This window comes from Spirillospora sp. NPDC000708, assembly GCF_040299565.1.
In the GTDB taxonomy this organism is placed as follows: Bacteria; Actinomycetota; Actinomycetes; order Streptosporangiales; family Streptosporangiaceae; genus Spirillospora.
In genome coordinates this window covers 33,896-47,463 of sequence record NZ_JBEPCJ010000087.1, presented here as the reverse complement: position 1 = coordinate 47,463, position 13,568 = coordinate 33,896, and the positions used below count along the sequence as shown (strand labels likewise).

The 13,568-nt window shown below is 74.2% G+C and carries 12 protein-coding genes; 9 read left to right on the top strand and 3 right to left on the bottom strand.

The window, feature by feature from the left end:
* Positions 1–310 precede the first annotated feature (310 nt).
* Positions 311–1,012, bottom strand: coding sequence for an alpha/beta fold hydrolase (locus ABT299_RS41210; RefSeq protein WP_500254073.1), 702 nt, complete (start codon positions 1,010–1,012; stop codon positions 311–313).
* Between the two features lie 349 nt (positions 1,013–1,361).
* On the opposite strand from ABT299_RS41210, the gene ABT299_RS41205 reads away from it, so the two are divergent.
* The 3 genes from ABT299_RS41205 to ABT299_RS41195 all read left to right on the top strand — a co-directional run bounded on the left by ABT299_RS41205 (position 1,362) and on the right by ABT299_RS41195 (position 4,571).
* Entirely contained in the window at positions 1,362–2,090 is a 729-nt protein-coding gene (locus ABT299_RS41205) for a dienelactone hydrolase family protein (RefSeq protein WP_500254072.1), read from the top strand.
* Positions 2,091–2,403: 313 nt separating this feature from the next.
* Positions 2,404–3,963 carry an MFS transporter gene (locus ABT299_RS41200; RefSeq protein WP_500254071.1) on the top strand — a complete coding sequence of 520 codons (1,560 nt, stop codon included), beginning with the start codon at positions 2,404–2,406 and terminating at the stop codon, positions 3,961–3,963.
* On the top strand, positions 3,960–4,571 hold the full coding sequence (locus tag ABT299_RS41195; RefSeq protein ID WP_387028751.1) for an acyl-CoA-like ligand-binding transcription factor: 612 nt from the start codon (positions 3,960–3,962) through the stop codon (positions 4,569–4,571). The genes ABT299_RS41200 and ABT299_RS41195 overlap by 4 nt, the downstream gene beginning before the upstream one ends.
* Positions 4,572–4,616: 45 nt before the next feature.
* On the opposite strand, the gene ABT299_RS41190 is transcribed toward ABT299_RS41195, so the two are convergent.
* Together ABT299_RS41190 and ABT299_RS41185 are read right to left on the bottom strand one after the other, a co-directional pair.
* The gene (locus tag ABT299_RS41190) at positions 4,617–5,597 is read right to left on the bottom strand and encodes a DUF2804 domain-containing protein (protein ID WP_500254070.1); all 981 of its coding nucleotides are present in this window, start codon (positions 5,595–5,597) and stop codon (positions 4,617–4,619) included.
* An 86-nt stretch (positions 5,598–5,683) separates the two neighbouring features.
* Positions 5,684–6,241 carry a hypothetical protein gene (locus ABT299_RS41185; protein WP_500254069.1) on the bottom strand — a complete coding sequence of 186 codons (558 nt, stop codon included), beginning with the start codon at positions 6,239–6,241 and terminating at the stop codon, positions 5,684–5,686.
* Between the two features lie 201 nt (positions 6,242–6,442).
* Here ABT299_RS41185 and hpnC point away from each other — a divergent pair, with 201 nt between their 5' ends.
* The 6 genes from hpnC to hpnH are packed head-to-tail and all read left to right on the top strand — an operon-like array spanning position 6,443 to position 13,551.
* The gene (hpnC, locus tag ABT299_RS41180) at positions 6,443–7,303 is read left to right on the top strand and encodes a squalene synthase HpnC (RefSeq protein ID WP_190857507.1); all 861 of its coding nucleotides are present in this window, start codon (positions 6,443–6,445) and stop codon (positions 7,301–7,303) included.
* Between the two features lie 3 nt (positions 7,304–7,306).
* Positions 7,307–8,224, top strand: a complete 918-nt coding sequence (gene hpnD, locus ABT299_RS41175; protein ID WP_190857509.1) for a presqualene diphosphate synthase HpnD — start codon at positions 7,307–7,309, stop codon at positions 8,222–8,224.
* On the top strand, positions 8,221–9,540 hold the full coding sequence (gene hpnE, locus ABT299_RS41170; RefSeq protein ID WP_190857511.1) for a hydroxysqualene dehydroxylase HpnE: 1,320 nt from the start codon (positions 8,221–8,223) through the stop codon (positions 9,538–9,540). Before hpnD ends, hpnE begins: the two co-directional genes overlap by 4 nt.
* Positions 9,541–9,595: 55 nt before the next feature.
* On the top strand, positions 9,596–10,618 hold the full coding sequence (locus tag ABT299_RS41165) for a polyprenyl synthetase family protein (RefSeq protein ID WP_190857513.1): 1,023 nt from the start codon (positions 9,596–9,598) through the stop codon (positions 10,616–10,618).
* Positions 10,618–12,546: a squalene--hopene cyclase gene (shc, locus tag ABT299_RS41160; protein WP_190857515.1), complete on the top strand. Its 1,929-nt coding sequence runs from the start codon at positions 10,618–10,620 to the stop codon at positions 12,544–12,546. The genes ABT299_RS41165 and shc overlap by 1 nt, the downstream gene beginning before the upstream one ends.
* Positions 12,547–13,551, top strand: coding sequence for an adenosyl-hopene transferase HpnH (gene hpnH, locus ABT299_RS41155; protein WP_190857517.1), 1,005 nt, complete (start codon positions 12,547–12,549; stop codon positions 13,549–13,551).
* The last annotated feature ends 17 nt before the right edge of the window (positions 13,552–13,568 follow it).

Genomic DNA, 13,568 nt, shown 5'->3' with positions numbered 1-13,568 from the left:
TCCATCGCGAAGCGACGCCGAAGGCGCCCTTGACTTTGGAGGGGCGGCCCCGTACGCAAGCGCCACCCCACCACCCGAACACCCCTCACGCCGATTCTCCCGAACAACCCCTCATACCGATCCCGATCCGTCGATGGCGTCACCTCAATGGCGTCACCTCGATGCGACCACCCCGGCACGCCCCCCCGGCACGATTCCCCCCCAGCACGACCACCCCCCAGCACGACCACCCCGATGCGAGCATCTCGGCGCGACCACCTCGATCCATCCCCGCGCGGATTCGTCGAGGCTTCCCGGTGGCCCTCTGCCACTATTCGTCCGTGGGCCTTGCCGTCACCGTGTCGTGCTCGGCGAGCAGGAGCGCGGCGACGGCCTCCGGGGCCTCGCGCATGGCGTCGTGACCGGTCGGCAGCTCGTGGACCCGCCACCCGGGATCGGCCAGGAGCCGGCCGCGGAGGCCGGCGAAGGGCGTCCGGTCCTCCCACCCCGAGCAGTAGACGAACTCCCGGCGAGGGACCCGGTCGAGCTCACCGGTGAGCCGGGCCGCCTGCACGAACGAGGCGAGCGGGTGGGGCCGGCGGCGGGGATCGCCGCCGCCCGGCGGCCGGACGGCGTAGCCGGTGGCCGCGGCGCCGGCGGCGAACACCTCCCGGAAGCGCTCGGTCGTCGACGACCAGCACGACTCGCCGTCGCGCGGGACGTAGGCGTCGAGATGCACCAGCCGCGCGACCCTCCCGGCGGCGCGGTCGGCGGCGGCGGAGATCACCATCCCGCCGTAGCTGTGCCCCACCAGCGTCACGCCGGTGAGGCCGGCGCGATCGAGGAGCCGCAGGACGTCATCGGCGTGCGTGTCGAGGTTGGCGGACGCGACGGTCGCCTCGTCGTCGTCCGGCCGCAGGCCGGTCAGGGTCAGCGCGTGAACCGCATGCCCGGCGCGCTCCAGCAGCGGAACCACCGCCTCATACGTCCAGGAGCCGCGCCAACCGCCGGGCACGAGAACGAACGTCGCCATGCACTTCTCCCTCAACTCGGCCACGGCGTCCAGGCACGCCGCTGCGACGGCCCGCGGTCTCGGGCGTCGCTCCGCATGAAGGCAGTGTCACAAGCCCCAGGCGTGGCCGACCACCGTCAGGAAGCCAACCGATACCCGTCCACCGCCAAGAGCCCCGGCCCAAGCCAGGCTGCTCCAGTTCGCCCCGTCGGGACGCGAATGATGATCTTCGTGGTACTTTCGGCGTCGCCGTGCACCACTGCGACTTCGAGGAGGTGAGACCGATCAACGCTGTGACAGGTCGGGGCTCCCTCCTTCGCATGGCCTAGGGAGCGCCCGCACAAGGCATCCCGAAAGGCGTGAAACGTTGATGCGCTTCACCTCCCGGACGTCGTCGGACGGCGTCACCGAGCAGTTCTTCACCCTCGGCGAGATCCCCGGTGTGCTGTGGACGCCGGAAGGCGCCCGCGGCACTCGCCCCCTGATTCTGCTGGGCCACGGCGGAGGGCAGCACAAGGCGGCCACCGGCATCGTGTCCCACGCGCGCCGCTACGCCGCCGAGGGTTTCGCGGTCGTTGCGATCGATGCGCCTAACCACGGCGACCGGCCCAAAGACGAGGAGTTCGGCCGGATCGCGGCCGGGATGCGGGCCGGTATGGCCGCTGGTGAGGATCCGGGCGCGCTGGTCGCCGGCATGCACAGCCATCTGGCCGGCCGGGCCGTCGCGGACTGGCAAGCGGTCCTGAGCGCGGTCCAACGCCTCGACCAGGTCGGCGTCGGCCCGGTGGGCTACTACGGCATGTCGATGGGCTGCGGGCTCGGCATCCCGCTCATCGCCGCAGAGCGCCGGATCCGCGCGGCGGTGCTCGGCCTGCTCGGTGTGCACGGGCTGGCCGAGGACGCCGCGCGGATCACCGTTCCGGTGCAGTTCCTGGTCCAGTGGGACGATCAGATGGTGCAGCGGGACCAGAGCCTGGCGTTGTTCGACGCCTTGGCCTCGACCGAGAAGACGCTGCACGCCAACCCCGGCAGGCACGGGGATGTGCCGTCGTTCGAAGCGGACAGCTCGTTGAGGTTCTTCGCCCGGCATCTGAGCTGACACGAGGTCGCACTGCTCGGCGCGCCGGCCGGAACTCGTTTTCCGGCCGGCGCGTCGGGCTCAGGTAGCCGTCGGCCGGCTCGGGGCTGAGCGTCCGCGTCTCGGCCGGGGACCGCTCCATCTCCGTCACAGTCCAGCAGGCATGCCCGGACGTGACCAGTTCGAGGACGCCGTCCATCCGCGCCTCTACCCGGACCGCCCATGGCTGGCCGGACGCGGACACCGCCGCTGCACGAGGGCGCTCGCTTGACATCTGAAATCTGACAGTTCACTATCACTTGGTAGTTGGCTGTCATTTTCTTGGAGGCGGGCCATGGCGGAGAAGAGCGGACGGCGGTGGTGGGCGCTGGCGGCGCTCACGCTGAGCGTGCTGATCGTGGGACTGGACGGGACGATCATCAACGTCGCGCTGCCCACGCTGTCGGACGAGCTGGGCGCGACCAGCGCGCAGCTGCAGTGGATCGGCGGCGGCTACCTGCTGGCGCTGTCGGTGGGGATGCTCCCTGCGGGGCTGCTCGGTGACCGGTACGGCCACCGGCGGCTGCTGGTGGGCGGGATCGCGCTGTTCGGGCTGGCGTCCGCGGCGGGCGCGCTGGCGGGGACGGCCGGGCAGGTGATCGCGGCACGCGCGGTCCTCGGCCTCGGCGCGGCGATGATCACGCCGCTGTCGATGGCGATCCTGCCGCGCGTGTTCGGCAGGGACGAGCTGCCGCGCGCCATCGGCGTGTGGACGGCGGCGACGGCGGTCGGGATGCCGATCGGCCCGCTCGTCGGCGGCTGGCTGCTCGACCACTTCCCGTGGGGGTCGGTGTTCCTGTTCAACGTGCCGGTGACGGTGCTCGCCGCGATCGCGTGCCTGCGGCTGCTCCCGGCGGACGGCCCGCGCGCGCGGGACGGCAGGCCGTTCGACTACCTCGGCACGGTGCTCGGCACCTTCGGCATCATCGCGCTCGTCTACGGGACCATCCAGGTGCCCGGGCACGGCTGGGGCAGCGCGTCCGTGCTGGTGCCGCTCGCCGCCGGCGCGGTGCTGATGGCGCTGTTCGTGCGGCGGCAGCGCCGGGCGGCGGCGCCGCTGGTCGACCTCGGCCTGTTCGCGGACGGGACGTTCCGGTGGGGCGCGATCATCGCCGTCTTCGTCAACTTCGCGGTGATGGGGCTGCTGTTCGTCGTCCCGCAGTACCTGCAGGCGGTGCTGGGGAACGGCGCGTTCGGCGGCGGGCTGCGGCTGCTGCCGCTGATCGGCGGGCTGATGGCGGCGGCGACGCTGGCCGAGCCGCTCGTCCCGCGGCTCGGCGCCCGCGTCGTGATCCCCGCGGGACTGCTGCTCCTCGCGGGCGGCGCGCTGCTCGGCGCCGCCACCGGCCCCGGCGACGGCTACGGCCCGACCGCCGGGTGGCTCTCGCTGGCGGGTCTCGGGTTCGGGCTGGCGATCGTCCCGGCGACGAGCATGGTGATCGGGTCGCTTCCGGAGGACGGCCCCGGCACGGGGACGAGCCTGCTGGAGACGATCCAGCAGCTCGGCGGGGCGCTCGGCGTCGCGGCGCTCGGCAGCGTGCTGAACGCGGGGTACCTGGCGCGGCTGTCGGTGGCGGGGCTGCCGGACGCGGCGGCGGACGCGGCGCGCGGCTCGGTGACCGGCGCGGACGCGGTGGCCGGGCGGCTGCACGACGGGGCGCTGGCGGCGTCCGCGCACGGCGCGTTCGTCCACGGGATGGATTTGACGCTGCTGGTCTGCGCGGGCGCGGCCCTTCTCGCCGCCGTCCTCGCGGTCGCCTTCCTGCCCGGGCGCCGCGCGGACGCCGCGGAGGCCGGGCGGAACGCCGCCGCGGCCCCGGTGCCCGCCGCGCGCGCGGGAGAATTGCCGGCATGAGCACCAGGGAGACCCCGGCCGGCAAGGCGTGCGGGCTGCGCGAGCGCAAGAAGGCGAAGACCCGGCTGGCGATCCGGCGCGCGGCGTACCGGCTGTTCGCCGAGCAGGGCTACGAGGCGACGACCGTCGACCAGATCGCCGAGGCGGCCGAGGTCTCCCCCAGCACGTTCTTCCGCTACTTCCCGGCGAAGGAGGACGTGATCCTGTCGGACGAGTACGACTCGGCGCTCGTCGACGCGCTCGCCGCGCGCCCGGCGGACGAGCCGGTGCTGCTGTCGCTCCGGCACTCGATGACCGACTCGCTGGGCCGCGTCCTGGAGGCCGACCGCGAGGAGCTGTTCACCCGGATCCGGCTGTCCTTCACCGACCCCGGCATCCGGGCCCGCGCGATGGACGAGCAGCTGCGCAACCAGGACGCGGTGGCCGCGGCGGTCGCGGACCGGACCGGCCGGGACGCCGCCGACCTGGACGTGCGGTGCGCGGCGGCGGCGATCATCGCGGTCTCGATGACGGTGATGCGGCACTGGGTGGACGGCGGCGGCACCGAGGACCTCACCGCCCTGTACGACCGCCAGCTGACCACCTTGTTCGAGGGCCTGCGCCTGTGACCCCATCCCCGCCCGAGCGGCCGGTGCGCGCGGTCGACGCCCGCCTCACCAGCGCTGGCGGGCCTCCTCCGCCCATCCCGTGAGGCCGTCGAACTCGATCCAGGTGCCGTCGTCGGTGCGGGCGCGCCCGCCGAAGTGCCCGAAGCACTGGTGCGTCTCGCTGCCGACGACGCCGAGCTCGACCCGGGAGACCTTCTCGTGGAAGGGCCGGAACTCCACCTCGACGCGGTCGCCGAGGATCGCCCAGGGGCGGGTCCAGCCGGACCGGTCGTAGGTCCATTCCAGCTCGTCGCCGATCTTGTGCAGGCGGCCGTCGACGATGAGCGCGTTCTCGGTCAGGCCGGTGCCGGCGGTCCACTTGCCGCCCAGCTGGAGCGCGACGCCGGGGCCGGCGGCGGCCGCCCAGTTCCACGTCATCCGGTACGGCCACTTGCCGCGCCCGTGGTCGAGGACGGCGAACGACTCGTCGCCGCCGATGGCGTGCTCGCCGGACGGGAGGACCAGCCGCCCGTGCACGGGCCGGCCCACGTCCTTCACCGTGTACTGGAACCGGGTGTCGCTCCACGGGATCACGACGCCGAGCGACTCGTGGCCGTCCGGCAGCGGGATCTCCAGCTCGATCCGGACGCCGCGCGCGGCGGCGCGCAGCGAGGTGCCGCCGGGGCGCTGCCGGATGCCGACCGCCACTCCCCCGCCGCGGACGGCGGCCTCGCCCTCGCCGCTGCGGTCGGGGAACGCGGCGCCGCGCGCGAACGGGACCACCGCGTCCCTGGCGGTCTCCTCGCCGGTCTCGCGGTCGAGGACGTAGACGCCGTGCACGCCCGCGTAGTCCAGCGACGACGCGACGATCCCGATGATGTGCCGGGGCGTGACGACGCCCCAGTACTCCCAGCGCTTCGCGCGGCCCCAGCCGCGCAGGTCCGCGCGGTGCAGGGGGCGGCGCGTCCAGCCGACCGCCGCCGGGTTGAGGCGCCCGTCGGGGAGGCACAGGTCGACGGGCTCGGTGATCTCGCGCTCGGTCGGCATCCCGCGAGCCTAACGGCGCCGGCGCGCCCTCGTCCCGCCCCGCCGGGGGTCCGTCCCGGCGGGGGCGGGACGGGGCTCACCGGCGGTCAGGACTTGTCGACGTGGCCCGGGACCGGGTCGGAGGCGTGCGGACCGGGGATCACGGTGCCGCAGCCGCCGCAGGCCTGCTGGACCTGCTTCAGCAGCGTCATCTTGTTCGCGGTGAGATAGCCGATGTTCATGGTGACCGCGGCGTTGTCCGAAACCAGCACCGCGACGGCCGAAATGTTCGTCTTGGTGTAGTTTCCGTAGGCGGTCGCCTGGGCCGGGGTGCCGAACTCGGCATAGGTCATCTGTCCCGCCGCGTTCGGGAACAGCTCGCCCTTCTTCTCGTAGCAGCTGTATTCGCGGTAGAACGTCGTCTGCTTCGAGTACGGCGTGCCGATCGCGAACGTGCCGTCGTTCCATTCGCCGTAACCGCACGCCCGGTCGCCCTCGAGGGCGGTGTCGCCCAGCCCTTTGACCAGGTCGAACGTGAGCTTCTTGGGAGCCGCCTTGACCGGCGCGGCGCTCTTGGCCGTGCTCTTCGCCGTGCTCTTCGCCGCGGTGTGCGACGTCCCGCCGGAGCCCCCGCAGCCGGCGGCCAGGACCATGCTCACCCCCATGAGCCCCACCATCGTCCCCCAACGTGTGCCGGTTCCCCGCATGTCCGGACTTCCTCTCTGAACGGCCTTTACGCGAATGATGGGCAGTTCAATGACCCAGACGCCAGGGACTCTGGAACGGTTCAGCCCGGGACACGCGGCGCTTCAATAAGTCCATACCTTGGCCAGAGTTTCTTTAGTGCCGGACCGGCGAATCTCACAATGGTGATCACCGATTCACCCTGGAGCGCGTTCGACCACGACCGGATGCTGGACGCGCTGGCGGCACGGGAGAACTTCCCGGTCGCCGCGCGGCTGCTGCCCGCCCGGCACCGCGCCGACCTGCGGGCCGTCTACGGCTTCGCGCGGCTCGTCGACGACATCGGGGACGAGGCGCCGCCCGAGCAGCGCGCGGACCTGCTGGCCCTGGTCGACGACGACCTGGACCTGGTCTACAAGGGCGGGACGCCGAAGCTGCCGCAGCTGCGGCGGCTGGCCGGCACGGTGCACGCGCACGGGATCCCGGCCGAGCCGTTCCGGCGGCTGGTCGAGGCGAACCGGCAGGACCAGGTCGTCCACCGCTACGAGACGTTCGAGCAGCTGGTGGAGTACTGCGCGCTGTCGGCCGACCCCGTCGGCCGCGTCGTGCTGCACGTGTTCGGCGCCCAGGGCGCCGGGCTGGAGGGGGCGTCGGACCGGGTCTGCACGGCGCTGCAGATCATCGAGCACTGCCAGGACGTCGCGGAGGACCACCGCGCCGGGCGCGTGTACCTGCCCGCCGAGGACCTGCGCAGGTTCGGCTGCGAGGACGCCGACCTGGCCCGCCGGGCGACGCCGACGCGGCTGCGCGGCGTGCTGGCCCTGGAGGCCGGGCGCGCCCGCGACCTGCTGGACCGCGGCGCCGCGCCGCTGATGAGGGGACTGTCCGGATGGGCCCGGGTCGCCGTGGGCGGCTACGTGGCCGGCGGGAGGGCGGCGCTGAGGGCGCTGGCCGGGGCCCGCTACGACGTGCTCGCGCATCCGCCGCGTCCCCGCCGGGCCGCAGTGCTGGCCGGGTGGGCGCGCGCACTGGGAAGGGGCTGAGCGATGACGGTTTCAGAGACGTGTGAGCGTGCCGAAGAGGTCGCCGGGGCGTACCGGCACTGCGAGCGGGTGGTTCGCGAGGAGGCCCGCAACTTCTCCTACGGGATACGGCTGATGCCGCCGCCGAAGCGCCGCGCGATGAGCGCGATCTACGCGTTCGCGCGCGGCGTCGACGACATAGGGGACGGCCCGGAGCCGGCGTGCGTGCGGCTGGACCTGCTGGACCGGTCGCGGCAGCGGCTGCTCACCGTGCAGGAGGTGCTGCGGCGGCGCAGCGACGCGCGGGCGCTGGAGGGCCATCCGGTGCTGACGGCGCTGGCGGACGCGGCGGGCCGGTTCCCGATCCCCCTCGCCGCGTTCGACGAGCTGATCGACGGCTGCGAGAGCGACGTGCGCGGCGCCCGCTACGAGACGTTCGACGACCTGCTGCGCTACTGCCAGCAGGTCGCGGGCACGGTGGGCCGGCTGTCGCTCGGGGTGTTCGGGTCGGACGGCCGGCAGCGCGCCGAGGGCCTCGCGGACTCGCTGGGCGTCGCGCTGCAGCTCACCAACATCCTGCGGGACGTCCGCGAGGACCGGATGGCGGGGCGGGTGTACCTGCCCGCCGAGGACCTGGAGCAGTTCGGCTGCACGCTGGAGCTGGACGAGTCGGGCGTGTTCATCGACCCGCCGTGGCGGCTGCACAAGCTGATCGGCTTCCAGGCGGAGCGGGCCCGCGCCTGGTACGCGGAAGGGCTGCGGCTGCTGCCGCTGCTGGACCGGCGCAGCGCGGCGTGCACCGCCGCGATGGCGGGGATCTACCGACGGCTGCTGGAGAGCATCGCGGCGAACCCGGCGGCGGCGCTGAACTCGCGGGTCTCGCTGCCGACGTGGCAGAAGGCCGTGGTCGCTGCGCGCGCGCTCACGGGGGTGGAACGGTGAGCGTCGTCGTCGTCGGCGGCGGACTGGCCGGCATCAGCACCGCGATCGCCTTGCAGGAGACGGGCGTCCCGGTCACGCTGGTGGAGGCCCGCCCGTGGCTCGGCGGCGCGACCCACTCGTTCCGCCGCGACGAGCTGAGCGTCGACAACGGCCAGCACGTGTTCCTGCGCTGCTGCACCGCGTACCAGGGGCTGCTGCGGCGGCTCCGCGCCGAGCACCTGGTGCGGATGCAGGACCGGTTCGACGTCGCGGTGCTGCGGCCGGGCGCGCGGCCGGCGCGGCTGCGCAGGTCGCCGCTGCCGAGTCCGCTGCACCTGGTGCCGTCGCTGGCGCGGTACTCGCACCTGCCGGTCGCCGACCGGCTGCGGGCGGTGCGCGCGGCGGCGGGGCTCCAGCGGCTCGACCCCGACGACCCGGCGCTGGACCTGCTGTCGGCGGGCGCGTGGCTGGCCGAGCGCGGGCAGCGGCCGTGGGCGCGGGAGGCGCTGTGGGGCCTGTTCATCACCGCGGCGCTGAACGCGGAGGTGGGCGACGCCGCGCTCGGCCTGTCGGCGATGGTGTGCCGGCGGGCGCTGTTCGGGCGGCCGGACGCCGCCGACATCGGCGTCCCGACCGTCCCGCTGGGCGAGCTGCACGGCGGCCCGGCGCTGCGCCGGATCGCGGAGATGGGCGGCACCGTCCGGCTGAAGGCGAAGGTCGAGGCGGTGACCACCGACCCGAAGGTGGTGGTGGACGGCGTGCCGATCGCCGCGGACGCGGTGGTGCTCGCCGTCCCGCACGAGGCGGCGGCGCGGCTGCTGCCCGCCGAGGCGCTGCCGCAGCCGCTGCGCTGGCACGAGCTGGACGCGAGCCCGATCGTCAACGTGCACGTGGTGTACGACCGGCCGGTGCTGGACGAGCCGTTCGCCGCCGCGGTCGGCTCCCCCGTCCAGTGGATCTTCGACCGGTCGGGGGTGGCCGGGCTGCGCGACGGCCAGTACCTGGCGATCTCGCTGTCGGCGGCGGACCGCTGGATCGACCGGCCCACCGCGGCGCTGCGCGCGGAGTTCGTGCCGGAGCTGGCGCGGCTGCTGCCGGCGGCGCGCGGCGCCCGCGTCCGGGAGCTGTTCGTGACGCGCGAGCGGCGGGCGACGTTCCGGCAGCGGCCGGGCAGCCGGTCGCCGCGGCCGGGGGCGGCGACCCGCGCCCGCGGCCTGTTCCTGGCCGGCGCGTGGACCGACACGGGCTGGCCGGACACGATGGAGGGCGCGGTGCGCAGCGGCCTGACCGCCGCACGCCTGGTCCGCCGCCATCTGGAGGGGGTGAGGGACCGGTGACCGCCGCGTCCGCCACGGCTCACCCGACCCACCGCTGCTTCGAGAGGTGTGATCGATGACGGCCGTTCCGGTCTCGATGACCGATGTTCGCGGGCTGGTCGACGGGGCGCTGCGCGCCGCGGTGGGCCGGCTCGATCCCCGCACCTACCGGGTCGCGGCCTACCATCTCGGCTGGGCCGACGAGGAGGGCCGCCCGCTCGCGGCGCCCGCCGGGAAGGCGCTGCGCCCGGCGCTGGCGCTGCTGTCGGCGCGGGCGGCGGGCGCGCCGCCGGAGAGCGCGCTGCCCGGCGCGGTCGCGGTGGAGCTGACGCACGCGTTCTCGCTGCTCCACGACGACATCATGGACGGCGACCGGACCCGCCGGCACCGCCCGGCCGCGTGGACGGTGTTCGGGGAGCCCGCCGCGATCCTCGCGGGCGACGCGCTGCTCGCGCTCGCCCTGGAGGTGCTTCTGGAGGCCCCCGGGCAGGGCTCGGCGCGGGCGGCGCGCGCGCTGACCGTCGCGACGCGGCGGCTCATCGCGGGCCAGTCCCTCGACCTGGAGTTCGAGACGCGCCGGCAGGTCGGGCTGGAGGAGTGCACCGCGATGGCGGCGGACAAGACCGCCGCGCTGCTCGCCTGCTCCTGCGCGATCGGCGCGGTGCTGGACGGGGCCGCCGAGCCGCTGGCCGCCGCGCTGGAGGCGTTCGGCGCCGACCTCGGGCTGGCGTTCCAGCTGGTGGACGACCTGCTCGGCATCTGGGGCGACCCCGCCACGACCGGCAAGCCCGCGCTGTCGGACCTGCGGTCGCGGAAGATGTCGCTGCCGGTGGTGGCCGCGCTGAACTCCGGCACGCCGGAAGGGGCGCGGCTCGCCGAGCTGTACGCCCGGCCGCCGGACCCCGAGGGTCCGGACGAGGACGAGCTGGCCGAGGCCGCCGCGCTCGTCGACGCCGCCGGGGGCCGGGCCTGGGCCGAGGCCCGGGCCGACGAGCGGATCGCGAGCGCGACCGCGCACCTGGCGTCCGCCGCGCTGCCCGAGCCCGTCCGCGCCGAGTTCCTGCGCATCGCCGCCTTCGTCACCCGCCGGGACCACTGATGACAGCGACCGAACCGACCGAGACCAGCGCGTCCACCGTGCCCGCCGCGCCCAGCGCGCCCAGCGCGTCCGCCGGGACCCGCACGCCCGCCGAGGCGATGGCGGCCGCCCGCGACCACCTCCTGCGCCTCCAGGCGCCCGAGGGCTGGTGGAAGGGCGAGCTCCAGACCAACGTGACCATGGACGCCGAGGACCTGCTGCTCCGCGAGTTCCTCGGCATCCGCACCGCCGACGACACCCGCGAGGCGGCCCGCTGGATCCGCTCGCAGCAGGCCCCCGACGGCACCTGGGCCAACTTCCACGACGGGCCGCCGGACCTGTCCACGACCGTCGAGGCGTACGTCGCGCTGCGGCTCGCCGGCGACGAGCCGGACGCCCCGCACATGCGCCGCGCCGCCGCGTTCGTCCGCGGCGAGGGCGGCATCCCCGCCACCCGCGTCTTCACCCGCTTCTGGCTGGCGATGTTCGGGCACTGGTCCTGGGACGAGCTGCCGGCGCTGCCGCCGGAGATGGTGTTCCTGCCGCGCTGGTTCCCGCTGAACGTCTACGACTTCGCGTGCTGGGCGCGGCAGACGATCGTCCCGCTGACGGTCGTCGCGGCGAAGCGGCCCGTCCGGCCGCTGCCGTTCGAGCTGGAGGAGCTGCGGTCGGGGCGGCCCGTGCGGCGCGGGCGGCGCCTCGTCCCCGGCTGGGACGAGGCGTTCACCGCGCTCGACCGGGCGCTGCGCGTCTACGAGCGGCGTCCGCTGCCCGGCCTGCGGAAGGCGGCGCTGCGCCGCGCCGGCGAGTGGATCATCGCGCGGCAGGAGCCGGACGGGTCGTGGGGCGGCATCCAGCCGCCGTGGGTGTACTCGCTGCTCGCGCTGCACCTGCTCGGCCACGGCCTGGACCACCCGGTGGTGCGGCGCGGCCTGGACGGGCTGGAGCGCTTCACCATCCGGGACGCGAAGGGCCGCCGGCTGGAGGCGTGCCAGTCCCCCGTCTGGGACACCGTCCTGGCGATGAACGCGCTGGCCGACGCGGGCGTGCCCGCCGGCCACCCGGCCCTGGAGACGGCGGCCGAGTGGGTGCTCGGCGAGGAGGTGCAGGGGCCGGGCGACTGGTCGGTGCGCCGCCCCGACCTGCCGCCGGGCGGCTGGGCGTTCGAGTTCGACAACGACTACTACCCCGACACCGACGACACCGCCGAGGCCGTCCTCGCGCTCAGCCGGGTCGCCCACCCGAAGGCGGAGCCGGCGATCGAGCGCGGGGTCCGGTGGATGGCCGGGATGGTCTCCAGGGACGGCGGGTTCGGCGCGTTCGACGCCGACAACACCCGCGCGCTGTGCCGGCGGCTGCCGTTCTGCGACTTCGGCGAGGTCATCGACCCGCCGTCCGCCGACGTCACCGCGCACGTCGTGGAGGCGCTCAGCCACCGCGGGATGGCCGACTCCACGCTGGTGAAGCGGGCCGTCGTGTGGCTGCTGAAGGCGCAGGAGGACGACGGGTCCTGGTTCGGCCGGTGGGGCGCCAACCACGTCTACGGCACCGGGAGCGTGGTGCCCGCGCTCATCGCGGCGGGCGTCCGGCCCGGGAAGCCGGCGATCCGGCGGGCCGTCCGCTGGCTGGAGCGCCACCAGCGCGAGGACGGCGGCTGGGGCGAGGACCTGCGCTCCTACCGCGACCCGGAGTGGGTCGGGCACGGCGTCTCCACCGCCTCGCAGACCGCGTGGGCGCTGCTGGCGCTGCTCGCGGCCGGGGAGCGCGGCCGGACCGTCGAGCGGGGCGTGCGGTGGCTCACCGAGCACCAGCGCCCCGACGGCACGTGGGACGAGGACCACTTCACCGGCACCGGGTTCCCCGGCGACTTCTACATCAACTACCACCTGTACCGCCTGGTGTTCCCGCTGTCGGCGCTGGGCCGCTATGTGAAGGGGATCGGTTCCTAAATGGCCATGCCACTGCGCCAGAGCCTGCGCGTCGGCGGGTACGTCCTGCGGAACAAGCTGGCGGGGCGGAAGAAGTTCCCGCTGATCGTCGAGCTGGAGCCGCTGTTCGCCTGCAACCTGGCGTGCGCGGGCTGCGGCAAGATCCAGCATCCGGCGAGCGTGCTGAAGCAGCGGATGCCGGTCGAGCAGGCCGTCGCCGCGATCCGCGAGTGCGGCGCGCCGATGGTGTCGATCGCCGGCGGCGAGCCGCTGATGCACCCGCAGATCGGCGAGCTGGTGCGCGAGCTGATCCGGATGAAGCGGTACGTGTTCCTGTGCACGAACGCCGCGCTGATCCCGCGGAAGATCGACGACTTCGAGCCGTCCCGGTTCTTCGCGTGGGCGGTGCACATCGACGGGCTCCGCGAACGGCACGACGCGTCGGTCTGCAAGGAGGGCGTGTTCGACGAGGCGGTCGCGGCGATCCGGATGTGCCAGGAGCGCGGGTTCCGGGTCACGACGAACACCACCGTGTTCAACACCGACACCCCGCAGACCGTCATCGACGTGCTGAACTACCTCAACGACGACCTGCGCGTCGACCAGATGATGATCTCGCCGGCGTACGCCTACGAGAAGGCGCCCGACCAGGAGCACTTCCTCGGCGTGCAGGAGACCCGGGCGCTGTTCCAGAAGGCGTTCGCGGACGGCAACCGCAAGCGCTGGCGGTTCAACCACTCGCCGCTGTTCCTGGACTTCCTCGAAGGCAAGGTCGACTTCCCGTGCACGGCGTGGGCGATCCCGTCGTACTCGCTGAAGGGCTGGCAGCGCCCCTGCTACCTGATGGACGACGGCTACGCCGAGACGTACCGGGAGCTGCTGGAGGAGACCGACTGGGACTCCTACGGCCGGGGACGCGACGACCGCTGCGCCAACTGCATGGCGCACTGCGGCTACGAGCCGACCGCCGTGTTCGCGACGATGGGCTCGCTGAAGGAGTCGCTCCGCGCGGTGCGCAGCATCTGATCATCGGCGGGCGACCG